The sequence below is a fragment of the Tistrella arctica genome, from assembly GCF_039630945.1.
Classification (GTDB): Bacteria; Pseudomonadota; Alphaproteobacteria; order Tistrellales; family Tistrellaceae; genus Tistrella; species Tistrella bauzanensis.
The window spans coordinates 482,058-505,903 of record NZ_JBBKTV010000005.1 but is presented as its reverse complement, the minus strand read 5'-3'; the positions used below and the strand labels follow the sequence as shown (position 1 = coordinate 505,903).

At 68.9% G+C, this 23,846-nt stretch carries 20 protein-coding genes; 7 read left to right on the top strand and 13 right to left on the bottom strand.

All coding sequences use genetic code 11. The annotated features are described in order from the left end of the window. Positions 1-3 precede the first annotated feature (3 nt). The 4 genes from WG924_RS13885 to WG924_RS13870 form a co-directional block, all read right to left on the bottom strand. Positions 4-831 carry a carbohydrate ABC transporter permease gene (locus tag WG924_RS13885; protein ID WP_345933627.1) on the bottom strand — a complete coding sequence of 276 codons (828 nt, stop codon included), beginning with the start codon at positions 829-831 and terminating at the stop codon, positions 4-6. After that, positions 828-1,787 (bottom strand): carbohydrate ABC transporter permease, encoded by a 960-nt coding sequence (locus WG924_RS13880; RefSeq protein WP_345933626.1) that lies wholly within the window; start codon positions 1,785-1,787, stop codon positions 828-830. Before WG924_RS13880 ends, WG924_RS13885 begins: the two co-directional genes overlap by 4 nt. A 10-nt stretch (positions 1,788-1,797) precedes the next feature. After that, positions 1,798-3,066, bottom strand: coding sequence for an ABC transporter substrate-binding protein (locus tag WG924_RS13875; protein ID WP_345933668.1), 1,269 nt, complete (start codon positions 3,064-3,066; stop codon positions 1,798-1,800). A gap of 318 nt (positions 3,067-3,384) precedes the next feature. After that, the gene (locus tag WG924_RS13870) at positions 3,385-4,452 is read right to left on the bottom strand and encodes a saccharopine dehydrogenase family protein (protein ID WP_345933625.1); all 1,068 of its coding nucleotides are present in this window, start codon (positions 4,450-4,452) and stop codon (positions 3,385-3,387) included. Between the two features lie 167 nt (positions 4,453-4,619). Between WG924_RS13870 and WG924_RS13865 the strand changes: the two genes are divergently transcribed. Beyond that, positions 4,620-5,057 carry an Lrp/AsnC family transcriptional regulator gene (locus WG924_RS13865; protein WP_188579007.1) on the top strand — a complete coding sequence of 146 codons (438 nt, stop codon included), beginning with the start codon at positions 4,620-4,622 and terminating at the stop codon, positions 5,055-5,057. Positions 5,058-5,099: 42 nt separating this feature from the next. Here the strand turns inward: WG924_RS13865 and WG924_RS13860 are convergent, their stop codons facing one another. Further along, positions 5,100-5,627 (bottom strand): GNAT family N-acetyltransferase, encoded by a 528-nt coding sequence (locus WG924_RS13860; protein WP_345933624.1) that lies wholly within the window; start codon positions 5,625-5,627, stop codon positions 5,100-5,102. A gap of 14 nt (positions 5,628-5,641) precedes the next feature. Next, on the bottom strand, positions 5,642-6,325 hold the full coding sequence (locus WG924_RS13855) for a cupin domain-containing protein (RefSeq protein WP_345933623.1): 684 nt from the start codon (positions 6,323-6,325) through the stop codon (positions 5,642-5,644). A gap of 321 nt (positions 6,326-6,646) precedes the next feature. Between WG924_RS13855 and WG924_RS13850 the strand changes: the two genes are divergently transcribed. Then, on the top strand, positions 6,647-8,338 hold the full coding sequence (locus WG924_RS13850; protein WP_345933622.1) for a methyl-accepting chemotaxis protein: 1,692 nt from the start codon (positions 6,647-6,649) through the stop codon (positions 8,336-8,338). A 54-nt stretch (positions 8,339-8,392) separates the two neighbouring features. Here WG924_RS13850 and WG924_RS13845 read toward each other — a convergent pair whose 3' ends face one another. From WG924_RS13845 to WG924_RS13825, 5 genes are all read right to left on the bottom strand, one after another. Then, positions 8,393-9,607: a M20 aminoacylase family protein gene (locus WG924_RS13845; protein WP_345933621.1), complete on the bottom strand. Its 1,215-nt coding sequence runs from the start codon at positions 9,605-9,607 to the stop codon at positions 8,393-8,395. A gap of 16 nt (positions 9,608-9,623) precedes the next feature. Continuing rightward, positions 9,624-11,027 (bottom strand): L-serine ammonia-lyase, encoded by a 1,404-nt coding sequence (locus WG924_RS13840; protein WP_345933620.1) that lies wholly within the window; start codon positions 11,025-11,027, stop codon positions 9,624-9,626. 93 nt (positions 11,028-11,120) lie between these two features. Beyond that, a complete protein-coding gene (locus tag WG924_RS13835; protein WP_188579019.1) occupies positions 11,121-11,609 on the bottom strand; it encodes a hypothetical protein in 489 nt (162 codons plus the stop codon). 5 nt (positions 11,610-11,614) lie between these two features. Beyond that, positions 11,615-12,451: a DUF3100 domain-containing protein gene (locus WG924_RS13830; protein WP_345933619.1), complete on the bottom strand. Its 837-nt coding sequence runs from the start codon at positions 12,449-12,451 to the stop codon at positions 11,615-11,617. 215 nt (positions 12,452-12,666) lie between these two features. Further along, entirely contained in the window at positions 12,667-13,584 is a 918-nt protein-coding gene (locus tag WG924_RS13825) for a LysR family transcriptional regulator (RefSeq protein WP_345933618.1), read from the bottom strand. A 213-nt stretch (positions 13,585-13,797) separates the two neighbouring features. Here WG924_RS13825 and WG924_RS13820 point away from each other — a divergent pair, with 213 nt between their 5' ends. The 4 genes from WG924_RS13820 (at position 13,798) to WG924_RS13805 (ending at position 20,529) form a co-directional block, all read left to right on the top strand. Then, positions 13,798-14,664: an NAD(P)-dependent oxidoreductase gene (locus WG924_RS13820; RefSeq protein WP_345933617.1), complete on the top strand. Its 867-nt coding sequence runs from the start codon at positions 13,798-13,800 to the stop codon at positions 14,662-14,664. Between the two features lie 28 nt (positions 14,665-14,692). Further along, entirely contained in the window at positions 14,693-16,249 is a 1,557-nt protein-coding gene (locus tag WG924_RS13815) for an aldehyde dehydrogenase family protein (RefSeq protein WP_345933616.1), read from the top strand. 211 nt (positions 16,250-16,460) lie between these two features. After that, positions 16,461-19,355 carry a LodA/GoxA family CTQ-dependent oxidase gene (locus WG924_RS13810; protein ID WP_345933667.1) on the top strand — a complete coding sequence of 965 codons (2,895 nt, stop codon included), beginning with the start codon at positions 16,461-16,463 and terminating at the stop codon, positions 19,353-19,355. Positions 19,356-19,377: 22 nt separating this feature from the next. Beyond that, positions 19,378-20,529, top strand: a complete 1,152-nt coding sequence (locus WG924_RS13805) for a tryptophan 7-halogenase (RefSeq protein WP_345933615.1) — start codon at positions 19,378-19,380, stop codon at positions 20,527-20,529. Between the two features lie 20 nt (positions 20,530-20,549). On the opposite strand, the gene WG924_RS13800 is transcribed toward WG924_RS13805, so the two are convergent. Then, the gene (locus WG924_RS13800) at positions 20,550-21,731 is read right to left on the bottom strand and encodes an MFS transporter (RefSeq protein WP_345933614.1); all 1,182 of its coding nucleotides are present in this window, start codon (positions 21,729-21,731) and stop codon (positions 20,550-20,552) included. Positions 21,732-21,891: 160 nt separating this feature from the next. Between WG924_RS13800 and WG924_RS13795 the strand changes: the two genes are divergently transcribed. Further along, positions 21,892-23,292 carry an aminotransferase-like domain-containing protein gene (locus WG924_RS13795; protein ID WP_345933613.1) on the top strand — a complete coding sequence of 467 codons (1,401 nt, stop codon included), beginning with the start codon at positions 21,892-21,894 and terminating at the stop codon, positions 23,290-23,292. Between the two features lie 26 nt (positions 23,293-23,318). Here the strand turns inward: WG924_RS13795 and WG924_RS13790 are convergent, their stop codons facing one another. Next, on the bottom strand, positions 23,319-23,846 hold the full coding sequence (locus tag WG924_RS13790) for an ureidoglycolate lyase (protein ID WP_345933612.1): 528 nt from the start codon (positions 23,844-23,846) through the stop codon (positions 23,319-23,321).

Genomic DNA, 23,846 nt, shown 5'->3' with positions numbered 1-23,846 from the left:
CGATCAGCCTTTCACGGCGCCGGCTGTCAACCCTGCGACCAGACGGCGCTGGAACACCAGCACCAGCGCCACCAGCGGCAGGGTGACGGTAACCGATGCGGCCATGATCATCCCCCAGGGCAGTTCGTACTGGCTGCCGCCGGTCAGCAGGGCGATGGCAACCGGCACCGTGCGCATGGTGTCGGTCAGGGTGAAGGTCAGCGCGAACAGGAACTCGTTCCAGGCGATGATGAAGGCGATCAGCCCGGTGGTGGCCATGGCCGGCCACATCAGCGGCAGGAAGATCCGGATCAGGATGGTGAAGGGGCCGGCGCCATCCATGATCGCCGCCTCTTCGATCTCGACCGGCAGTTCGCGGATGAAGGTGGTCAGCACCCAGACCGTGAACGGCAGGGTGAACAGCAGATAGGCGAGCGCCAGACCCCAGAGCGAATTATAGAGCCCCAGCCCGCGGATCAGCGTGAACATGCCCGACAGCACAGCCACCTGCGGAAACATCGACACCGCCAGCACCGCCATCAGCAGCAGCCGCCGGCCGCGAAACCGGATCCGGCCCAGGGCGTGGGCGGCGGTCAGCCCAAGCAGCAGCGAGGCTGCGACCACCAATGTCGCCACCATGATCGAGTTCAGGATGCTGCGGCCGAAATTGCTGCCGGCGAACAGCGTGCGGTAATTGCCGAGATCGACCGCATCCGGCCACCAGCGGACCTGAAAGACGCCGCTGCCGCTCTCCATCGAGGTCAGCACCGCGTAATACAGCGGAAACAGCGACCAGATCAGCAGCAGGGCGACGGCAAGCGCCAGCCCGGCACGCGCGGCATAGCGGGTCATCCGCCGGCCTCCCCGGCATGGCCAGCCATGCGCTGGCCACTGGCGGCCCGGTCGGGGCGCAGCACGGCCAGATAGGCGACGGTGACCAGCCCGATCACCAGGAACAGCAGGGTCGCCGACGCCGAGCCATAACCCATGTCCTGGAACTGCACCAGTTGCTGGCGGGCATGGATCGACAGCGTCATCGTGGCCTCGGCCTCGCCGGTCATGACATAGACGACGTCGAACACCCGGAGCGCGTCGAGCAGCCGGAACACCACCGCCACCGCCAGTGCCGGCCGGATCAGCGGCAGGGTGATGTGCAGAAACACGCGCCAGGGCGGGATGCCGTCGACCCTGGCCGCTTCATAGCAGTCACGCGGCACGGTCTGAAGCGCTGCCAGCGTCAGCAGCGCCACGAAAGGCGTGGTCTTCCAGACATCGACCAGAATGACCGACAGCATGGCGGTATCCGACGAGGCCAGCCACGCCACCGGCCGGTCGATCAGCCCCAGCGCCATGGCCCCGGCATTGATGATGCCGAACTGATCATGCAGCATCCAGGCCCACATCCTGGCCGAGACCACGGTCGGGATCGCCCAGGGCACCAGCACCGCCGCCCGGACCAGACCGCGGCCGGGAAAGCGGGCGTTCAGCACCAGCGCCATGCCCACGCCCAGCACGGTTTCGGCGGTGACCGATGCCGCGGCGAAGACCAGGGTGTTGCGCAGCGCCTGCCACCATTGCGGATCGGCCAGCACGCCGTACCAGGCGCCGTCATAGACCTCCAGATAATTGGCGAGGCCGACCAGAGTGTAGTCCGCCGGTGCCGTGAGGCTGGCATCGGTGAAGCCGAACCAGATCGTGCGCGCCAGCGGCCAGACCGCCACCACCGCCAGCGCCAGCACCATCGGCGACAGGAACAGGGCGGCGGTGGCCTGTCGGGATCGGGGCCGGCGCATCGCGGCGCCGATCATGCCCGCGGCCTCACCAGCGGCCACCACGCGACAGCCGGTTCAGGTCGCGATCAAGGGCGGCGAGGGCCGCATCCGGCGCCATGCGGCCGCCCAGGGCATCCTGCACGCGCTGCCAGACGGCGGCCGAGACCCGGTTGTAATTGTCGCCGGTGGCGCGTGACGGCCGGGCCACGGCGGTCTGGAAGGTTTCGAACAACTGGCCGAAGAACGGGTTGGCGGCCAGCACCTCGTTATCCTGATAGAGCGCCGGAATGCTTGGATTGTATGAGGCCTCGACCGCGCGCCGCTTCTGTTCGGCCGGGCTGGTCAGGAACCGTACCAGATCGGCCGCGACCTCCGGGTTGGCCGAATAGCGCGACACCGCCAGATGCCAGCCGCCCAGCGTGCCCGTGGTCTTGCCCTCCGTGGTCTTGCCCTCTGTGGTCTGGCCGCCGGGGCCGCCGGGCGGCAGCGCCATCACGCCGACCTTGCCGCGCACGGGGCTGTCCTCGCTCTGCGACAGGGCCCAGGCATAGGGCCAGTTGCGCATGAACACGGCCTTGCCCGACTGGAACACGCCGCGCGCGGCTTCCTCGTCGTAATTCAGCACGCCTTCGGGCGAGATGGTGCCGATCCAGCCCGCCGCCTCGGTCAGGGCCGCGCGGTTCTGCGGATTGTCGACGGTGACCTTGCCATCGCCATCGACGATGGTGCCGCCACCGAAGGCATCGAACCATTCCAGCGCGTTGCAGGTCAGCCCCTCATAGGCGCGGCCCTGCCAGACATAGCCCCACAAGCCGTCCCGGCCCTCGGCGCGTTCGGCCTTCTGGATCAGGCCTGCGATGCGGGTCAGGTCCGACCAGCTCTCAGGCGGCTGATGGCTGTATTTCTCAAGCAGATCCCGGCGGTAATAGAGCACGCCGGCATCGGTCCACCAGGGCATCGCGACCAGCCGGCCGTCGACGGTGTCGTTGTCGATCAGCGCCGGGAAATGGGCGTCGGGCGCATCGCCCAGCAAGGGTTTCAGATCCACCAGATGCGGCGCCAGAATGCCCGGCCAGACCACGTCGACCTGCAACACGTCGATGTCGTCGGCGCCGGCGCCCAGAATCTGCTGATACAACGCCAGACGTTCGTTCGACGAATTCGGCGTCGAGACGATCTCGACCGTGTTGCCGGTCTCGCGCTCCCAGGCGGCGGCGCCATCGCGGCAGAGCTGCAATTCCACCCCAAGCGCGCCGCACGAGATGGTGATGCCCACCCCTTGCGCCCGGGCATCGCCACCGCCGGCAAGCGCCATCAAGGCGATGCCGCCCAGCGCGCATGTGGTGAGGCTGCGAAGACCGCGGATGGCCGCGCGCGGGCTGTGCCCTGTTCTGCTGAGCATCTGCAAGATCCCTTGCCAGACATCGCCGGTGTGCCTGTGCCGGCCTCGACATTCCTTGAAAACAGCCGCCCGCTTGCGGGTGCGCCTGACGGTGTGTGGACACGTGATGGAAGACCCGATCGGGTCGCACGGCATTCCTTATGATTGCCGTGCGACCCGGATTATCACCCGGACCACTCTTTCTGTTCTATCCCGCTCATCCGGAATGTCCACCCCGGATTGCTTCGGACATCAGGCGTAGTGCTGCCCGAAGCGGTTGGCGAGCAGGGTGTCGGCATCGATATGGTCGTGGCGGACAAGACCCTGCTGCGGCAGTTGGCCGGCCGCCAGCATGTCGATGACCGCGGCGACGCCGGCGGCGGTGGTCAGGCGGATGGCCGACATATGCATGCCGGCAACGTCGCGCGCGCCGACCTCGCGGGTCCAGGATTTGCGGGTCAGCCGGCCATGGACCATGCCGTCGACCGACACCGACAGCACCACGACGTCCTGGTCGGTGGTGGGCACCGAGGCTTCCAGAACCTGTTCCAGCAGGTCGCGGCGGTCGCGCAGCTTCAGGTCTTCCAGCAGCAGCTTCATGATCGCCCGATGGCCGGGATAGCGCAGGGTCTTGTAGTCGAGCGTGCGGATACGGCCGTCGAAGGCATCGGCGAGCATGCCGAGCCCGCCTGAGGTGTTGAACGCCTCATAGGTGGTGCCATGGAGGATGACGGTTTCCTCGCCTTCCAGCGGCAGCACCTCGCGGCGCTCGCCATTCCAGATCGCCTCGCAGGGGTTGCAGTATTCGTTCACCACACCTGCCGTCGACCAGGTCATGGCATAGCCGAGCGGTCCGGTCGGATGGGCCGGCAGGGCACCCACGCGGATGCGGATGGCCTCGACCTGATCGAAGCCATGGGCCAGGCCATGAGCCATGACGCAGACCACCCCCGGCGCCAGACCGCATTGCGGCACCAGGGCCGTGCGCGCGCCTTCGGCCAGCACCGACACCGCGCGGGTGGAGCGGACATCCTCGGTCAGATCGAAATAATGCAGGCTGTTGCGCACCGCCGCCTCGGCGATCACCGGGCACAGGTGATAGGGGCCGGCGGCCAGCACCGCATCGTGGTCGCGCATGATCCGGTCGAGGTCGGCCGGATCGCCGGCATCGGCGGTGATCTGCGCGATCGAGGGCGCGAGCTGGCCGGCCTCGTGGCCGAAATGACGGTCGGCCAGGGTGATCCGATGGTCGCCGGCGTCTGCCATCATATGGGCGACGGCCGTGCCGATACGGCCGGCACCGAGGATGAGGATGCGCATGGGTATGGTCTCCGCTTCTTTGGCGTGCGTGACGGGTGTGGCCCTGTCAACGACCATCCTGATGCGGGCCAGGGTGCGGCATCCACTTGACGATATGGCTGAAGCCGGGTTGTTTATAGCCGATCCGGCTATGGCCGGGCCGATCAGCCAAGGCAGGAGCCCGATCTATGGCGGCCCATGATCTCGACGACATCAACCGCGCGCTGATCGCGGCGCTGAAGGTAGACGCCCGTATGCCCGTGGCGGCGCTGGCGCGACAGGTCGGCCTGTCGCGCACGGCGCTGCGTCACCGGCTGGCGGCGCTGGAGGCCACGGGCGTGATCCGCGGGTATCGGGTGGAGGTGGGCACGCCGCTGGAGCCGAAGGTCCGGGCGCATGTCATGATCGAACTGCGCCCCAAGCTGGGGCGGCAGGTGATCCAGCAATTGAAGGCCTGCCCTGAGGTGACCGCCCTGCATGCGGTCTCGGGGCCCTTCGATCTGCTGGCCCTGGTCGGCTGCGGCGATCTGGACCGGCTGAACGCCCTGATCGACCGCATCGCCGCCTTTCACGGGGTTGAACGCACCCGCTCGGCCATCGTGCTGGAAGACTGTTTTGCCAGATGAACCGCGCGCGGGTGTTGAACCACCCATGCGCGGCTGGTCGGATCAGCGGCTGCCGCCGAAGGCTGCCGGATAGCGCAGGGTTCCGGTGCCATCGCCCAGAACGCCGGCGACCAGTTCCAGCGCCATGAGATGCGGGCCCGACCATTGGCAGTCGAAGCCGGCGGCGCGCTCGGCATCGAAGCCGAAACGGGCGTAATAGGCCGGATCGCCCAGCACGAACACCGCCTCGCGGCCGCTGCTGCGCATGCGTGACAGACCGAAGCGGATCAGCATCGATCCGATGCCGGCATGCTGGCGATCGGGCAGCACGGAAACCGGCGCCAGGAACACCGCCCGGACCGGGCCGTCATCGGCGACGATCCCGGTTGCAAGCTCCAGCCGGCCGAACAGGGCGTGGCCGACGATGCGCCCGTCGGCATCCTCGGCCAGCAGCGACAGAACCACATCGCCATCGGCCCGCAGCCGGCTGACCAGATCGGCTTCGTCCGGGCGATCGAAAGCGGCGGTCACGACGGCGGCGATGTCGGTCGTATCGGCATCGGTCGCTGTGCGCAGACGGATATCGGACATGCCTCGTGCGGCGCTCATGCCGCGAACGCCTGAAGGTCGGGCGGCAGATGGCCGGTTTTGACATAGAGCCGGCAGCCGCCATCGCTGCGGCGCGCCGACACCCGCCCCGGTGGCCGCCGCAACCAGCTTCCGGCCGGCAGCAGGCCGTGGGCAGCATCGATCAGTGATCCGCTGACCACCAGAATCTCTTCGCCACCACTGCGGCGGCAGGCCGGCAGTTCGGCCCCGGGGGCCAGGTCCAGAAGGGTCACCCGCTCGTCTCCAAATTCATGCAACAGCCGTTCGGTCACATCGCGGGCCTTGGCCAATGGCTGCGGTGGTATGTCATTCGGATTCAGGGCGATCTGAGTGGTGTCGCCGGCCTGGAACTGGCGCAGCTTCACGAACAGCAGGCTGCCCTGAGGGGCGCGGGGTGTGTGGGATGTGCCGGGCGGATTGCGCAGATAGGTGCCCGCCGGATAGTCGCCATGCTCGTCGCCGAACACGCCCTTCAGCACCAGGATTTCCTCGCCGCCGCCATGGACATGGGGCGTGAAGCCGGCACCGGGATCGTACCGCACCAGACTGGTGGCGCGGGCGACCTCGTGACCGACCCGATCGAGCATCAGGCGATGAACGCCGGCGGCAGGGGATGCGATCCACGCCTCGGGATCGGGTCGGACCAGGGCGGGGGCCGCGAAATCGGCGCGGATCAGCATCGTGGAACAGGCCTCCGGCAATATTGACGATCATGAACCCTTTAGATGGGGATGAAGAGGTCCAAGGTCAAATCCACGAGGACATGGATGACCGCGCCGCAGAACGATTAATGCAGGCGACTGCTTCAAGCGGGACCGATGGGCATCGGCGGCGGCGCCGCCGATGCGCGCCGGATGCATGGGTGTGCTGCGTGCCGCAATATATCAGCATTATTGGTTCGTTAAGGTCTGTTCGGTTTCATGGCGCGGCGCCAGCACCGGGTATGCACCCATACGTTCTGCCCCCGCCGTTAGAGGGCCAATTGGAACATGCGGATCATCATGTCGACACGCTCAGTCTCCATCACTGCGAAGTTGGTCACCGCCTTCGCGACGCTCACCGCGGTTATTCTCGTCTCCGGCCTGTTCGCCTTGTGGGAATTCAGGGTGATCGAGCAAAGCTCGGTCAATCTGCGCGGCAACCGCATTCCCAGCCTGCAATCCATCTCGCGGTTCGACCGCAGTGTGCTGGACAGCCGGCTTCAGGTCGCGGCGGCGGTGCTGGAAGGCGATCCCGCGGCCCGGCTCGCCCTGTTCGAGCGGATGAACGATGCCCTCGGTCGTGCCGACATGGCCTTGAAGGACTATGCGCCCCTGGTGGTCGATGCCGAGGACGAGGCGCTGTATCGGCGGTTGTCGGCGGCGTGGACGGTGTATCGCACCGAGACCGCGAAGGTCGTGGCGCTGCTGACCGATGGCCAGTTGCTGGAGGCTCAGCAGGCCTATCGTGGCGCCAGCCGTGAGGCGCGCCGCAATATCTCGGCGATCGCGACCGACATGATGGCCCTGAACGTGCAAGGCGCGGCGGAAGCCGGCCGGATTTCGCAGAACACCAACAGCAACGCCAATCTGGGCATGGTGATCGCGATGGCCCTGGGGCTGGTGATCGCCGTGATTGCGGGTATCGTGATGTATCGGCAGGTGTCGGTGCCGGTGCGGCGGATGACCGCCGTCATGGGCCGGCTGGCGGCGCGCGATACCGGGGTGGCGATCCCCGGCGCCGATCGTGGCGACGAGATCGGCGCCATGGCCAAGGCGGTCGAGACCTTCCGCGACAGCATGATCCGTGCCGATGCGCTGGCGGCCGAACAGGAAGCCGCCCGCGCCGACCAGGCCGCCCGGCGTCGTCGTCGCGAGGACCTGACCCGCGCATTCGTGGCCGGTGTGACCGATATCGTCTCGACCCTGTCCAGCGCCGCCGATCAGGTGCGCGGCAATGCCGAGGGGCTGAGCCGCACGGCGGAAGACCAGAGCAGCCGCAGCACCACCGTGGCCGCTGCCGCCGAACAGGCGACCGCCAATGTTCAGACCGTGGCGACGGCGTCCGAGGAACTGGCCGCCTCGATCCGCGAGGTCGGCGCCCGCACGGTCGACACCGCCGACGTCACCCGTGCGGCCGTCACCGAGGCCGAGGCGACCGATGCGACGGTGCAGGAACTGGCCGCCAACACCCAGAAGATCGGCGACGTGGTGCTGCTGATCCAGCAGATCGCGTCTCAGACCAATCTTCTGGCCCTGAACGCGACCATCGAGGCGGCGCGCGCCGGTGAAGCCGGCAAGGGCTTCGCGGTGGTGGCGTCGGAGGTGAAGAACCTGGCCACCCAGACCGCGCGGGCGACCGAGGAGATCCAGCAGCAGATCAACGCCATGACCGGCGCCACGGGGCGCACGGTCGATGCCATCCGCTCGATCTCGTCGACCATCGGTCGGGTCGGCGCGCTGACCACGGCGGTTGCCTCGGCGGTGGAGGAACAGGTTGCGGCGACCTCGGAAATCGCCCGCAACACCCAGCAGGCATCGTCGGGCACAGCCGAGGTGTTGCAGTCGATCACCGGCATTGCCGACGCGGCAGGCCATACCGGCCGTGCCGCGGGCGAGATGAGCAGCGCATCGACGGCACTCGCCGCCCAGACCCGCGACCTGCGGCAACTCGTCGACAGCTATGTGGCCGATATCGACGCGGATGCCGCGTGATAAAACGGCTGACGGCGCCGGGGTGATCCTGGCGCCGTCGCGCCGGCTTCCCGATCAGCCGCCCAGCACGGTTTCCACCAGCCGGACCCAATAGCTGGCGCCGATGGGGGCCGCGTCGTCGTTGAAGTCATAGGCCGGGTTGTGCAGCAGGCAGCCGCCATCGGTGGGGCCGTTGCCCAGCCAGACATAGGCGCCGGGGCGCTGATGCAGCATGAAGGCGAAATCCTCCGATGCCATCGACGGCACCGGGTTGCGGTCGATGGCGGCATCCCCGACCACCAGCATGGCGGCGGCGTCCGCCCGCGCGGTTTCGGGCGCCGTGTTGACCGTGGCCGGATAACGGCGTTCATAGCGCAGGCTGGCCGTGCAGCCATGGGCGGCGGCGGTGTGCTCGGCGATCGACGCCAACCGGGCTTCAATCACTGCCTGGACATCCGGGCTGAAGCTGCGGGTGGTGCCGCGGATCACCATCTCTTCGGGAATCACGTTCCAGGTGTCGCCACCATGGATCTGGGTGACGGACACAACCGCTGAGGCCAGGGGGTTGATGCTTCGTCCTGGTATGCTTTGCAACTGGGCAACCAGATGGGCGGTGGCGGTGACCGCATCATGGCCCAGATCGGGCATGGCGGCATGGCAGCCGCGGCCGCGCACCACGATTTCGAAGATGTCGAAGCCGGCCATCATCGGCCCGGCCGCCATCGCCATATGGCCGACCGCCAGGCCCGGCCAGTTGTGCATGCCGAAGACCATGTCGGCGGGGAAGCGGTCGAACAGCCCGTCCTCGACCATCGCCCGGCCGCCGCCCTCGTTCTCTTCGGCGGGCTGGAAGATGACATGGACGGTGCCGGCGAAATCCGGATCGGCCGCCAGCACCCTGGCGGCCCCCAGAAGCATGGTGGTATGGCCGTCATGGCCGCAGGCATGCATCCGGCCGGGATTTTGCGAGCGGTGCGCGAACTGGTTAAGTTCGGTGACGTGCAGCGCGTCCATATCGGCCCGCAGCGCGATCGACCGCGCGGGGGCCGCGTCCGACGCGGTGCGACGGCCCTGAATGGTGCCGACCACGCCGGTGCGGCCGATGCCGGTCGCGACCGGAATGCCGAAGGATGCCAGTTTTTCCGCGACGAAGGCCGCGGTCTGGTGTTCCTCGAAGGCGGTTTCGGGATGGGCATGGAGGTGATGGCGCCAGGCGCGCATCTCGTCCGCGATCGCCGCGACCGCGGGATGAAGGGTGACGTTCTGGCGGGGGGGCATGCTATCGGGCATCGGGATCGTCCTCCTGTCAGCAGACCGGCACGTTGACGGCAAGGCCGCCCAGGCTGGTTTCCTTGTATTTGCTCTGCATGTCGTGGCCGGTCTCCTTCATGGTGCGGATGACCGTGTCCAGCGACACCACATGGCTGCCATCGCCGGCCAGCGCCAGCAGTGCTGCATTGACCGCCTTCACGGCACCCATGGCATTGCGTTCGATGCAGGGGATCTGGACCAGCCCGCCGACGGGATCGCAGGTCATGCCCAGATGGTGTTCCATGGCGATCTCGGCGGCGTTCTCGACCTGCGCCGGACTGGCGCCCATCGCGGCGGCAAGCCCGCCGGCAGCCATTGAGCTGGCCACGCCCACCTCGCCCTGACAGCCGACCTCCGCGCCGGAAATCGAGGCGTTGAGCTTGTAGAGCATGCCGATCGCGGCCGCCGTGAACAGCATGGTATCGGCGGCGGCCTCGCGGCCCCGCTCGTCGCCGCCGATGCCCGAATGGCGCAGAAGCCAGGCGAGCACCGCCGGGATGATGCCGGCGGCACCATTGGTGGGCGCGGTGACGATGCGGCCGCCGGCGGCGTTTTCCTCGTTGACCGCGATCGCATAGGCCGACAGCCGTTCGAAGCCATCCAGCGCCGGCAGGGCATTGGCGCCGGCGCGTTCGGTCAGCCGGCGGGCCAGATCGGCGGCGCGGCGCCGGGTCAGCCGGCCGGGCAGCGGACCGTCGGTTGCAAGTCCGCGATCGACCGCGCCCAGCATGGCCGCCTTGATCGCCGCCAGCCGGCGCGCGGTTTCGGCCGTCCCCCACAGCGCATGCTCATTGCGACGCACGATTCCGGCGATATCGATCTGATGGTCTTGTGTCAGGGCCAGCAGCTCGGCGGCACTGTTGAACGGCAGCGGCAGGGCGCCGCGATCGCCATGAACCGGCGCATCACCGGCGGCGGCGTCGGTTTCGGCGGCACTGATCACGAAACCGCCGCCAATGGAATAATAGCTGTCGCGGGCGATCTCGGCGTCGCCGGCATCGCGGGCGATGAAGGTCATGCCATTGGTGTGATGGGGCAGGGTGTCCTTGCGCCGCCAGACCAGATCGGTGTCGGGGTCGAAGCTGATCAGCCGCCGGCCCAGCGCCGCCAGACGCCGCGATTGCCTGACCCCCTCGATCAGCCCGGCGATCAGGTCGGGATCGACGCCGTCGGGCGTTTCACCGGCAAGGCCCAGAATGATCGCGGTATCGGTGGCATGACCACGGCCGGTGAGAGCGAGCGAGCCATAGATCTCGACGGTGATGGCGGCCAGGGTGCCGAAGCGGCCGTCGCGGTCCAGCGCATCGAGAAACCGCCGTGCCGCCACCATCGGGCCCACGGTATGGGAACTCGACGGGCCGATGCCGATCTTGAACAGGTCGAACAGGCTGAGCGACATTGGGGGTGTGCTTCCGACGGATGGTGGCGCCCGGACGGCAATGCCCGGGCGCCACGACGAGAGGATCATGATTGAGGATATGGTGGCCGGTCGTCAGGTCCAGGCCAGCATCAACTCGGCGATCAGCACCGAGCCCAGATAGGTGCCGAAGAACACCATCACCGCCACCACGGCCAGTTTCCAGCCGGAGGTCTTCGCGGTGGCGATTTCCTCACGCGCGATGGCGAAGCCGGCATAGGCGAGGGTGGGGGTGGTCAGGGCCAGGAAGTCGATCGCCGTCACCTGCGCCACCACCCAGTCCGATCCAGGCACGAAGGGCAGGGTGACCGCCATGCCGACCAGCGAGATCCAGGCGACGCTGGGCAGATAGAACGGCATGATCCGGGTCAGCACCAGCCCGGCCATGCAGATGGCATAGAGCACCACCATGCCGGTGAGGTTGTGCAGGAAGCCGACCTGGTGATTGACCGCGTTGACCACCAGATCGATGGCGCAGATCACGATCAGCACCAAAGCGTGATCGACGAGGTTGAGCTTGCGTTCGTCGGGCGTGGCCGGGGCCTGAAGGGTGGTATCGGACATCGGTCTCACTCCCCGGCTTCGGCGGCGCGGCGCGCCGTGGCATCGTCACGGCCGCGGGCCATGACATAGAGCTTCTCGACCATCGGCAGGGCGATGAACAGCCCGGCATACAGCCCGGTCGCATAGGTCAGCAGGTTGGATGCCGCGGCCAGCGCCACCAGTTCATCCTTCATGGCGGGCAGCGCCGAGGCGAGCGCGCCGGTGCAGGCGGCCATCATCGAGCCCGAGCCGACGCCGCAGGCCATGGCCAGCGCGCGCGGATCGAACCAGCCGGCGGTGGCGAAGACCGAGGCCAGGATGGCGAAGATGAAGGTGCCGAACAGGGTGCCGATGACATAGACCCCCATCACGCCGGTGCCTTCGGGCGATTTCAGGGTATAGCGGTCGGCGATGATGGCGATGTTGGGCTCGCGCGCGATCGAGAAGGTGGCGCCGATCGACTCGCGGCCCAGCTTCAGCACCCAGACCGCGATCGGAAACGCGATCAGCACCGTGCCCAGATTGCCCAGTTCCTGAAGCAGCAGCGCCGGGCCGGCGGCGATGATCTTGTCGATTGCCGGGCCGATGGTGGTGCCGAATTTGGCGATGAACGGCATGATCGCGATCACGATCAGCGGCGAGGCGGCCTTGACCTCGCGGGCGCGGATCAGACGGGCCGCCGGTTTGATGATGTTGGGGTTCAGCAGTGCCGCCATCACGAAGGCATAGAGCAGCGGCAGCAGCAGGATGGCGCCGATCCCGATCGGGATGCGCTGGATGCCGATCAGCTCGGCGATGATCGCCAGGACCAGCACGGCAAGATGCAGCCGCCAGAGCTGCATGGTTTCTTTTACGACGGACATATTGCGTCCCCCCGGCGGAATGGAGGTTACCGCCCCGGACATGGCCGGGGCATGACGTGGCCTTCCCAGGCTCTGCGCGTTATTTGTCGGGCGGGCCGGCGCGCAGGCCGGCCCGCCCTTGTCATCCTCCCAGAATCAAAACCGTGACACCGGACGGCAAGCACTTTAATTACACGCAGCCGTTGCCGCAGCGGCAACGGCTGGCGATCCATGGCTCACATGGCCTCGGCGCCGAAGGCCTCCATCCGTGCCGCCATCAACTCGGCCACCGCCCGCACGGCGCCGGTGCGCGGCCGGCCGCCGCGGACGACGATCCGCGATGGCACATGCGCCAGGGCGGTATCGGAAAGCGGCACGGCGCTGACCTCGCCGCGGCGGAGCTGGCGCGAGACGGCGAAGGCCGGCAGATAGGTGATGCCGCAGCCGGCGAGCACGAAATGCATGGCCACATTGATCGAGTCGGTGACCAGGGCCGGCCGGATGCGCAGGCCGGATGCGGCCTCGGCGCCGGCGATCAGCTTGCGCACACCGAAGGTTTCGGCCAGCAGCGCCGCCTTCATGTCCACGGTCTCGGCCAGGGTGCAACTGGACCGGCCGGCCAGCGGATGATGCGGCGGCACCAGCACGCAGAGCGGCTTTTCCGCTTCGGCCAGCACGTCGAGTTCGGGCAGGCGTGGCGGGTTGAACACCAGGCCGATATCATAGGCGTCCTTCAGAATGCCGTTCATCATCCGGTCGGTGCCGCCGACATCGATCGATAGTTGAACATCGGGAAAGGTCCCGGCCAATGCTGCGACCGCATGGTGCATCAGGTCGACCACGAAGCCCTCGCCGGTGATGACATGGACCCGGCCGGCGATGCCGCCCTTGGCCGCCGCCAGTTCGGCCGCGAAACCGTCATCCAGTTCCAGCCGGCGGCGGGCATGGCCGGCGACCAGCCGGCCGGCCTCGGTGAAGCGGATGCCCTGTTTGGTGCGTTCCATCAGCAGCACGCCCAGATCGGCTTCCATGCCGGCGATCTGACGGCTGATCGCGGAGGGCGCGATGTGCAGGCCGTCGGCCGCCGCCCGGATCGATCCGGCCTCGAACACCGCCAGGAAATAGCGCAAGGGCTTGTCATCGATCCTGAGCACCGCCGGTCTCCACCTTGTCAGTTTGCGTCGCCAACCGTTGCCATAACGGCAACGCGGCGTTCCGGCAATAGCGCTTGAGCGGTGAATTGCCGGCTGCGCATGCTGAGCCGGTGGCGGATGCGGATTGTGAAGATGATGGCATGGTGACGGCAAGTCGTCGCGCCTTGCCCGCAAACGATCGCGAACAGCGGGTTCAGTTCAGGGAGCAGTGACATGACCGACAGGCAGGTGGCCGTGATCGGCTTGGGCAATATGGGTGCCGCGATGGCGGAAACCCTGGCGCGCGCCGGCTTCGCCGTCACCGGATACGACCCCGGCGCCGGGCCGCGGGCGCGGGCCGCCGCCGCCGGTATCGCGCTTGCCGACAGCCCCGCCGCCGCCTTTGCCGCAGCACCGGTGGCCGTGCTGTCGCTGCCGATGGCGCGCCATGTCGAGGCGGTGCTGACCGGCGATGACGGGCTGATGGCGTCGGGTCTGGCCGATCGTCTGGTGATCGACACCACCACGTCGGAACCGGCGGTCACCCGCCGGCTGGCGGCGGTGCTGGCGGATGCCGGTCATGCGCTGGTCGATGCGCCGGTCTCGGGCGGCCCGGCGGGTGCGGCGGCCGGCACGCTGACCATGATGGTCGGCGGTGCCGCGGCCGATATCGCCCGCGCACAGCCGGTGCTGGATGCGCTGTCGGCAAAGCTGTCGCTCTGCGGCGATGTCGGCGCCGGTCATGTGGTCAAGCTGGTGAACAACCTGCTGTGTGCCGCCCATCTGCTGACCGTGTCGGAGGCGGTGCGTATGGGCGTGGCGGCGGGGGTCGATGCCGAAACCCTGATCGGCGCGCTGAATGCCGGATCGGGTCGTGCCGGCGTGTCGGAGGTCAACTTTCCGCGCTGGATTCTGTCGGGCCTGTTCGACAGCGGCTTCACCATGGGCCTGATGCGCAAGGATGTGGGGCTGGCTCAGGCGCTGGCCGGCGATACCGGCACATCCATGCCGCTGCTCGATGTCGCCGCCCGGCTGTGGCGCGACAGTGCCGACGCGCTGGGCGATGACGAAGACTTCAACCGCATCGCCGCCCTCGATTGATCGCGTTCTGAAATCGGAGACCCATGTCATGCGCCCCGACGACACCCTGCCCGAGATCCGGGCGATCTTCACCCGTCTGACCGGATCGGAGGCGTTCGGCAGCTTTGTCGACGGCCGGATCCTTGCCGGCAGCGGCGACGCCCTGGACCTTGTCGACCCCGCGACCGGCCGCATCGTGGTGACGCTGGCCGATGGCGGCGCCGATGTCGTCGATGCGGCGGCGGAGGCCGGGCGGGCCGGGCAGCGGGTGTGGGCGGCGCTGACCCATGCCGCCCGTGGCCGCGTGCTGTGGGCGGCGGCCATGGCCATCCGCGCCCGGCTGGACGATCTGGCGCGGCTGGAAAGCCTGACCGCCGGCAAACCCCTGGCCGACACCCGCGCCGAGGCGCTGAAGGTGGCGGAGATGTTCGAATATTATGCCGGCTGGGCCGACAAGTTGCATGGCGCGGTGATCCCGGTGCCATCCGGCCATCTGAACTATACCCGCTATGAACCCTATGGCGTCGTGGTCCAGATCACGCCCTGGAACGCGCCGCTGTTCACGGCTGGCTGGCAGTTGGCGCCGGCGCTGGCCACCGGCAATGCCGTGCTGCTGAAGCCGTCGGAGCTGACGCCGCTGTCGTCGGTGGCGCTGGGGGCGATCATCACCGCGGCCGGTGTGCCGGCGGGGGCGGTGAACGTGCTGGTCGGTGCCGGCCATACGGTGGGTGCCGCGGCGATCGCCCACCCGGCCTGCGCCAAGGTGGTGTTCGTGGGATCGCCCGCGACCGGTGCCCGGATCGCCGCCCAGGCGGCTATGCGGGTGGTGCCGACGGTGCTGGAACTGGGCGGCAAATCCGCCAACATCGTTTTCGGCGATGCCGATCTGGAGCGCGCCGTGCTCGGCGCGCAGGCGGCGATCTTCTCGGGCGCCGGGCAGTCCTGCGTTGCCGGGTCGCGGCTGTTGGTGCAGCGACGGGTGCATGACCGGGTGGTCGAGCGGCTGGCGGATGCGGCGGGCCGGATCGCGATCGGCGATCCGCTGGACCCGGCGACGCGGATCGGGCCGATCATCAGCGGCGCCCAGCACCGCCGGATCGGCGATCTGGTCGCGGCCGGTCTGGCGGATGGCGCCGTGGCGGTGGCGGGTGGCGGCCGGCCGGCCGGGCTGGATGACGCGCGGCTGGCCGGCGGCTTCTTCTATGCCCCGACCGTGCTGGCCGGGGTGTCGAATGCCATGGCCGTGGCGCGCGACGAGATCTTCGGCCCGGTGGTGGCGGTCATCCCGTTCGATGACGAGGACGAGGCGGTGGCGATCGCCAATGACAGCCGCTTCGGGCTGGCGGGTGCTGTGTGGACGCAGGATGCGGCCCGTGCCCATCGGGTGGCGGCGGCGGTGAATGCCGGCACCTTCTGGATCAACGGCTACAAGACCATCGGGGTGATGTCACCCTTCGGCGGCTTCGGCGAGAGCGGCTATGGCCGGTCCAGCGGCTATGAAGGGCTGCTGGAATATGTGCGGGTGAAAAGCGTGTGGGTGGAGACCGCCGCTGCACCCGTTGCCGGTTTCGGCTATGCGCCGCAGGCCGACGGAACCATCACCTGAAGCGGCAATACGGCTGTCAGAAATCGTTGCTATGGTTGCAGCATGCGTCACAATAGGTGACGAATCTGTCTCTGGGGGAACCGGAGCAACCAGGGTGGGGAGAGCAGCCGTGACCGATCATCTGAAGGGTGCCGCCGCCGGCGCCGGCATTGGCGCCGGGGCGGTAGCCGCCGTCGATTGTGCGACCGATCCGGTGGGGTCGCTGGTCGACATGTTCGTCAACATCGTGCAGGGCGGACGGATCGCCAAGGGCCAGTGCCCGGCGCTGCGCCCGGTGTTCCTGAAGCCGCATGGCGTGGCGGCGGGCCGGTTCCGCATCCGGCCCGACCTGCCCGAAGATCTGAAGGTCGGCCTGTTCGCCGGCACCGAGTATCCGGCCTGGGTGCGGTTTTCGTCCGACACCCTGCCGACGATCAGCGATTACAAGACGACGCTGGGCATCGGCATCAAACTGTTCGATACCCCGATTCCGAAGATCTTCGGGGCGCCGACCGAGACCACCTTCGACGTCATTCTTCAGAACTTCGACGTGTTTTTCGTCAACACCGCCCGTGATATGTGCGAATTCACGCGCGCCGGCGTGATCAATGGCGATTATGGCCCCTATCTGGAGGCACACCCCGAAACCGCGCAACTGCTCGACGAGATGGCGAAGCCGGTGGCAAGCTGCCTGGGCAGTGATTACTGGAGCGGCGTACCCTTCGCCTATGGCCCCGGCCGGTTCGTGAAATACAAGCTGGAAGCGGCGATCGATGCCGATCCGCTGCCGGAACGTCCGGCCGATCCGACCTATCTGGCCGCAGATCTGGAAGCGCGGCTGCGCGCCGGCGAGGTGAGCTTCCGTTTCATGGTCCAGTTCCAGACCGATCCGGCGCTGATGCCGCTGGACGAGGCGACCGTGCGCTGGGACGAGGCCCTGAGCCCGCCGGTGCATGTGGCCGACCTGATCCTGCCCGCGCAGGACATCACCATACGCGGGCAGCCGGCCTATGGTGAAAACCTGTCGATGAACATCTGGCGGGTCACCGCCGACCATACCCCGCAGGGGTCGATCGCCGAGGCGCGGCGCGATGTCTATGCCGCGTCGGCCGATCAGCGCCGCAACGCCAATGGCGTGGCATTGGGCGAGCCGTCGGTGCCCCGGCCGCTGGTCCAGGTGGCGCCGGCGGTCGACAGCGTGGTGGTGCGCGCGGCCATCCATCCCGGCATCGGCGTTGCCCGGATCGGCGATGCCGCCGAGGCCTATTATATCGGCCCCGAAGTGGTGGGGCCGGTGCCCGAGGCGCCGGGCTTCTATCGTGACGAGACCGGCGCCATCAAGCGTCAGGCGGCACAGTTCCGGATCTATGGCTACAACGCCGCCGGCCAGGTGGTGCGCGAGTTGACCGCCGAGAATGCCGACATCACCTGGACCGTGCATCCGGCCAACAAGAAGGCCGCGTGGTATCAGTTCCAGGCGGCGCTCGACATTCCGGACGCGGCGACGATGACCGTGCCGCGCCGCAACCCCGATGTGCCCTTCGCCGATCGCGGGTCGCTGGTCATCGATCCGGGGCCGCGCAGCATCAGCGGCGTGTCGGTGTCGGGCGGGCCGGAGCACAGCTTCGATACCGGCAGGTTCAAGGACGTGGTGGTGCCGCTGGGCGAGATCCGCACCGATGCGGCCGGGCGGCTGATCTTTCTGGGCGGCCGGGGCGTGTCGGCATCCCCCTCGGGCGCGCCGGTCTATCGGCCGGAAGACCCCAACAGCTTCAACAACGCCAATGACTGGTACGACGATATCTCGGACGGGCCGGTCACGGCGGCGGTGACCATTGATGGCCGTCCGCTGCCGGTCGACCCGGCCTGGGTGGTGGTGGCGCCGCCGAATTACGCGCCCGACATCATCTCGTGGCGGACCCTGCACGACCTGTTGAGCGACATGTATATCGACGACGGCCGCCTGCCGATGCCGGAGGTGATCTCGTTCAGCCGCGACGTGCTGCCGGTGTTGTCGCGCTTGTCGAACCTGCAATGGGTCAACAAGGGCTTCGCCGCCATGTTCGGCAAGGGCGGCCCGCTGGATTTCGACGATCCGGCGCTGATCGACCGGCTGGCCCAGGTTCCCGGCGCCGACGGCGAGGATCCGTGGATCGAGCTGCGCCAGGTGGTGTTCAACGCCTTCCGCCCGGCCGACACGCCGGTGAACGAGCAGCGGCTGTGGCCATGGCTCTATGGCGATGCCTTCGGCTCGTTCTCGAAAGCATCGCCGGGCAACAACCTGCCGCTGTCGCGGGTGCGCGAGGCCATCCTGCGCCGCTGGGTGGAGGGGCATTTCGTCGACGATCGCGCCGAGGCAGGGGCGCCGCCCGCCACCATCGCTCAGGTGCCGCTGGCCGACCAGCCGGCGATGCTCGACAAGGCGGCGCTGCATTACTGCCTGGCCGATGCCTTCCATCCGGGCTGCGAGATGACCTGGCCGATGCGTCATGGCACCATGTACATGTCGCTCTACCGGCTGCGTCACCGGCCGGCCGGCGCGGTCGAGCCCGATTACGGCAAGACGCTGGACCAGCAGATCGCGCTGGCGCCGGGCGGGCCGGTCTATGACCAGGGGCCGGGTGACATCAGCCGCTGGATGGCGTTGCCCTGGCAGGGGGATACGGCGTTCTGCCGGTCGGGTTACGACATCGCATATGACCCCTATCTGCCGTCATTCTGGCCGGCACGGGTGCCCAATCAGGTGCTGACCGAAGAGGTCTATGATCTGGTCACCAACCCCGATGTTCCGCGCGACCAGCGGGTGGCCGCCTTCCAGACCCGTGCCGGCTGGCTGCGGGCGCTGACCGGCAGCGTCGCCGAGGTGATGGACGAGATGATCGCCCATTTCGGTGCGATGGGCATTGTGGAGGCCCGGCCGGGGGTCGACGGCGACCCGGACCTGCCGGCGGTGATGTATGTGGAAACCCTGGCCGGCGGTCGGCTGAAACAGGCGGCGGAACAGGTGGCACGCTTGCGGTCGGCGGCCGGTCCGCGCAATCTGTCGCGTGCCGAACGCGCCGGCTGGGCAAGCGAGGAACAGTTGGCCGCGTTCAGAAGCATCCGCGTGCGCCATACCGACGACTGAGCATGGCGACCCGCCACCGGGAATGGACGACAGCCGATTGGACGACCACCTGACCGCTCCCCGCGACCATGCCGATACCGCCACGCCCGCGACCAGGGCCGATGTTCTGGTCGCGGGCGCAGGTCCCGCCGGGGCGGTCGCGGCCCATGCCCTGGCGCGGGCCGGGCTGTCGGTCGAGATGGCCGACCGCGTTCAGACCGCGCCCAAGATCGGCGAGGCGCTGCCCGGTGCGGCCCTGCGCCTGTTGCGGGCAGAAGGCCTGCCGGTGCCGTCCGATGCAGCGGGGCACAGGCCGGTGCGGGGCAACTGGTCGGCATGGTCGACGCCGGATCTGGTGGCGTCGGATTTCCTGCGCAGCCCCGACGGCCCCGGATGGCGGCTGGACCGTCTGATCTTCGATGACGATCTGCGCCGTGCGGCGATGTCCGCCGGCGCCGGGTTCAGGCGGGCCGCCGTGCGCGATCTGATCCGCCTGGATGATGGCGATTGGGGCGTGGCCTTCAGCGACGGCGGCCCGCCGCTTAAGGCGCGCTGGCTGGTGGATGCCACCGGCCGCAGGGCGGCGATCGCCCGCCGGCTGGGGGCGGCACGGCTGCGCGACCGGCAGTTGATCGCGCTTTATGGCCGGTTCAACGCCATTGCCGGCGCCATGTCCGACCCCGGTTTCGACCGCACGGTGATCGAGGCGGTACCGGACGGGTGGTGGTATGCGGCGCGCATGCCCTCAGGCGCCGTTCTGGCGTCGCTGCACACGACGGCACCGGTGGCGGCGCGGATGCTGGCCGATCCGTCGCTGTGGCATCAGGCGCGGCTGGCGACCCGGCATCTGTCGGCGCTGACCGGTCATGCCGGGGCGGCTGAGGCCCTGGCGGCGCCGGTCGGCTGCGATGCCGGCGGCGCCCGGCTGGACAGCGTTGCCGGCGATGGCTGGCTGGCGATCGGCGATGCCGCTCAGGCTTTCGATCCGCTGTCGGCCCAGGGCCTTCTGTCGGCGATGCATGGCGCCCTGACCGGCGCCGCCGCGGTCGTGGCGGCGTTGGGCGGCGATCAGGGCGGGCTCGACCGGTACAGGGCCGGGCAGGACGAGGTGCGGCGGATCTATCTGGACCGGCTGGCCAGCCATTATCGCGGGGCGGCGCATCGTTTCCAGGGCGGGTTCTGGGACGGATTGTAAGCGCGGGCAGCGGGCAGCCGTCAGCGTGGGGAGGTTCTGACCGACCGTCCGCACAGGACCAGCACGGCCATGACCAGCGCCGCGCCGAAGCCGCCCAATGCGACCTCCTGCCCTGCCAGATCGGCGATCCGGCCGGTGACGATGACCGGCAGGCTGAACCCCAGATAGGCCAGCAGATAGAACCCGGCCGTGGCGCCGGTCGCGGACGTGCCCGACCGGATCAGAACCCCGGCCAGCCCGCCCGCATGCACCAGACCATAGCAGGATGTCGCGGCCAGCGCGGTGCCGGTGAACACCGCCCAGATCCGGCCGTCGAGCGCGCCCCAGGCGATGAGCGCATAGGCCGGAATCAGGATCAGCAGGCCGCGGCGGATGGCTGCCTCCGGCGTCATGCGCCGGGCGGCCGGCACGGCCAGGATGCCGGGCACGATGACCAGAAAGGTGGCGAGGCCGGCATAGCTGTCGAGCCCGGCGCGGGCCAGGGTTGCCGGCAGCACGGCGATGACCACGCCCACCACCGCCCAGGCGACGAGGATGGCGAAGCCGAAGGGAAGGGTGCCGGCAGGAAAGGCCGGCCGGCGTAGCATCGGGGCATCGGGCCGGCGGCCGGCCCCCTGCGGCAATCCGGACACCGCGAGCAAAGCGAAGCCGGCGAGCGCCGGATAGGCCAGGAACGTGAGCGGCCGCATCCAGGCCAGCGGATCGACGATCAGGCACAGCGCGGTCATTGCGGCACCGAACCCGAAGCCGAAGGTGGTGGCGACGGAGACCCTGGCGGCGATCCGGCGCGGATCGGTGCCGGGGGCGAATTGCGCGGTCATGAAGGCGGGGGCAAGCGTCGATGTGGCCGCGACGGCGATGCCGAGCAGCGCGCGCGACAGGCCGAGTGCCGCAAGCCCCGGCCGGGCGATGACGATCAGATCGGCCAGGATGGCGAGACCCAGCGCCAGGCTGAGGGTGCGCCCGCGCCCCAGCCGGTCGGGCAGTCCGGCGCCGGCGAGCAGCATCGGCAGCGCGCCGCCGACATAGGCCGCGAAGGCAAGCCCTGCCGCACCTGTGCCGAGGCCGTCGGCCATGGCATAGCGCGCCGCCAGCGGCGTGTGCAGATTGGCGGCGGTGGTGACGGCGATCAGGGCAAGCGCCAGCCGCGCGGGCGAGCCGGCGCGGGTCGTGACATGGCGGGCGGACAGATCGAGGGACATGGCGCGGGCTCCGGGGTGCGGCCGGCATGGCCGCAAGCGCCATGCTGCCGCCGGCCGGGCCGTGGCGACAGGCACGGCCACGCGCGGATCGGCGGTTCCGTACCCATCAGATGACAGGTACAGTGAACGCCGCCCCTCAAGCGATGCGAGGCCATGCCCGATGACGCCGGATATCGACCGCAGCCGGCCCGAGCCGCTGGCCGATCAGCTTGTTGCCGCCATCCGCCGCTGGATCGAGGCGCGTGGACCCGATGCGGCCGCCGGTGCGGCGCTGCCGTCGATCCGTCGTCTGGCAGCGGATGCGGGGGTGAGCCGCAACACCGTCATCGAGGCCTATGACCGTCTGGTGGCCGATGGCCGGATCGTGGCGCGGCCCGGCGCCGGTTTTCATGTCGCGGCACCGCCGGCGCCGCTGCCGTCGGCACCGCCCGACGCCGAGGGGGTTGGCGCGGTCGCCGGCCGGATCTGGCGGCTGTATGACGACCGGCCGGCCCTGCTGCGCCTGGGCGGCGGACGCCTGCCCGACGACTGGCACGACACCACCGAGCTTGCGCGCGCGATCCGCCGTGTGGCCCGCGAGGGCGGGCGGGCGCTGATCGATTACGGCACACCGCTGGGCGAACCGCGCCTGCGCCAGTTGGTGGCGCGGCGGCTGGAGCGGCTGTCGGCGCCGGCGGGGGCGGACAGGGTGATGCTGACCACCGGCGGCAGCCAGGCGCTGGACGTGGTGGTGCGGGCGCTGACCCGGCCCGGCGATGCGGTGCTGGTCGAGGATCCGGGCTATCACAACCTGTTCGGGCTGCTGCGGCTGCAGGGCGTGCGCATGCTGGCCGTGCCGCGGCGGGCGGATGGCCCCGATCTGGCGGTGCTGGACGATCTTGTCCGCGCCCACCGCCCGCGGCTGTTCATCACCAACACGGTTCTGCACAACCCGACCGGATCGACCACCTCGGCCAAGGTGGCGCACCGGCTGCTGCATCTTGCGGCGGCCCATGACCTGACCATCGTCGAAGACGACATCTATGCCGATTTCGAAGACGGGGTGCCGGCGGTGCGGCTGGCGGCGCTGGACGGGCTGGACCGGGTTGTGATGGTCGGCAGCTTTTCCAAGCCGCTGTCATCGGCCCTGCGGGTGGGCTATATCGCCGCCGATCCAGCGGTTCTGCGGCGCTTCGTGGACGTGAAGATGCTGACCAGCGTCGCCTCGTCGCGCTTCGCCGAACAGGTGGTGGCGGTGATGATCGAAACCGGCGCCCTGCGGCGGCAATCCGAGGCGCTGTGCCGCCGGCTGGCGTTGCGGCGGGCGGCGCTGCTGCCACGGATGGCGGCGGCGGGGTGGGAGGTCTTCACCCGCCCCGCCGGCGGCATGTTCGTCTGGGCGCGCCACCGCGACGCGGCGGATGCCGACGATCTGGTACAGGCGGCGGAAGCCCGCGGCATCGGGCTGGTTTCGGGCGCTGTGTTCCGGCCGGATCTGGCCTCCGGCCCGTGGTTGCGGATCAATCTGGCGGCGGCCGGCGATCCGGTGGCGCAGCGGTTTCTGGATGCCCCGGTGTCTTAACGCTTCAACGTTTTGAGCGGTGGCTGTCAAAGATCCTGCGGCAGCAGCAGCGGGCCGGTGCCGGGCTCGAACACGTGCTCGCCCAGGTTGCAGCCGGGGCCTTTACGGTCCACCACCAGCAGATGGCCGGTGTCGAGCACGGTGAGGGGCAGATGCCAGGTGCCGCGCCGATAGCTGACACCCTGGCGGCCGTCGGAGACGAAGGCCTGAAGATTTTCCGGGCGCGGGCGCGGGTCTTCGGCCGGCCCGACGACCACGATGAAGCGGCAGCGGTTGAGCGGCATGAACGCCTGACTGCCCAGGGGATGGCGTTCCATCACCTCGATCACCAGCGGCAGGCTGACCGGCTCATGGGCGAAGAACAGGCTGAGCGCGGCATGGCCCTCGGCATCGGTTTCCACCAGCGCCAGACTGTCATGGCGCAGACAGGTGCCGCCATTGATCGCAAGCGGCGTGCGGCCGGTGTCGCCGGCGTCGATGACGTCGCCGAACGGCAGGAAGTCGGCGCGGGTCAGCCGCCGCGGCCGCAGGATGCTCCGTGGGAACGTATGCAT

Excerpts from the sequence above, each read along its gene's own strand:
- WG924_RS13885 (WP_345933627.1), bottom strand. The coding sequence starts at position 831 with ATGACCCGCTATGCCGCGCGTGCCGGGCTGGCGCTTGCCGTCGCCCTG.
- WG924_RS13880 (WP_345933626.1), bottom strand. The coding sequence starts at position 1,787 with ATGATCGGCGCCGCGATGCGCCGGCCCCGATCCCGACAGGCCACCGCC.
- WG924_RS13875 (WP_345933668.1), bottom strand. The coding sequence starts at position 3,066 with ATGGCGCTTGCCGGCGGTGGCGATGCCCGGGCGCAAGGGGTGGGCATC.
- WG924_RS13870 (WP_345933625.1), bottom strand. The coding sequence starts at position 4,452 with ATGCGCATCCTCATCCTCGGTGCCGGCCGTATCGGCACGGCCGTCGCC.
- WG924_RS13865 (WP_188579007.1), top strand. The coding sequence starts at position 4,620 with ATGGCGGCCCATGATCTCGACGACATCAACCGCGCGCTGATCGCGGCG.
- WG924_RS13860 (WP_345933624.1), bottom strand. The coding sequence starts at position 5,627 with ATGTCCGATATCCGTCTGCGCACAGCGACCGATGCCGATACGACCGAC.
- WG924_RS13855 (WP_345933623.1), bottom strand. The coding sequence starts at position 6,325 with ATGCTGATCCGCGCCGATTTCGCGGCCCCCGCCCTGGTCCGACCCGAT.
- WG924_RS13850 (WP_345933622.1), top strand. The coding sequence starts at position 6,647 with ATGTCGACACGCTCAGTCTCCATCACTGCGAAGTTGGTCACCGCCTTC.
- WG924_RS13845 (WP_345933621.1), bottom strand. The coding sequence starts at position 9,607 with ATGCCCGATAGCATGCCCCCCCGCCAGAACGTCACCCTTCATCCCGCG.
- WG924_RS13840 (WP_345933620.1), bottom strand. The coding sequence starts at position 11,027 with ATGTCGCTCAGCCTGTTCGACCTGTTCAAGATCGGCATCGGCCCGTCG.
- WG924_RS13835 (WP_188579019.1), bottom strand. The coding sequence starts at position 11,609 with ATGTCCGATACCACCCTTCAGGCCCCGGCCACGCCCGACGAACGCAAG.
- WG924_RS13830 (WP_345933619.1), bottom strand. The coding sequence starts at position 12,451 with ATGTCCGTCGTAAAAGAAACCATGCAGCTCTGGCGGCTGCATCTTGCC.
- WG924_RS13820 (WP_345933617.1), top strand. The coding sequence starts at position 13,798 with ATGACCGACAGGCAGGTGGCCGTGATCGGCTTGGGCAATATGGGTGCC.
- WG924_RS13815 (WP_345933616.1), top strand. The coding sequence starts at position 14,693 with ATGCGCCCCGACGACACCCTGCCCGAGATCCGGGCGATCTTCACCCGT.
- WG924_RS13810 (WP_345933667.1), top strand. The coding sequence starts at position 16,461 with ATGTTCGTCAACATCGTGCAGGGCGGACGGATCGCCAAGGGCCAGTGC.
- WG924_RS13805 (WP_345933615.1), top strand. The coding sequence starts at position 19,378 with ATGGACGACAGCCGATTGGACGACCACCTGACCGCTCCCCGCGACCAT.
- WG924_RS13800 (WP_345933614.1), bottom strand. The coding sequence starts at position 21,731 with ATGTCCCTCGATCTGTCCGCCCGCCATGTCACGACCCGCGCCGGCTCG.
- WG924_RS13795 (WP_345933613.1), top strand. The coding sequence starts at position 21,892 with ATGACGCCGGATATCGACCGCAGCCGGCCCGAGCCGCTGGCCGATCAG.
- WG924_RS13790 (WP_345933612.1), bottom strand. The coding sequence starts at position 23,846 with ATGCATACGTTCCCACGGAGCATCCTGCGGCCGCGGCGGCTGACCCGC.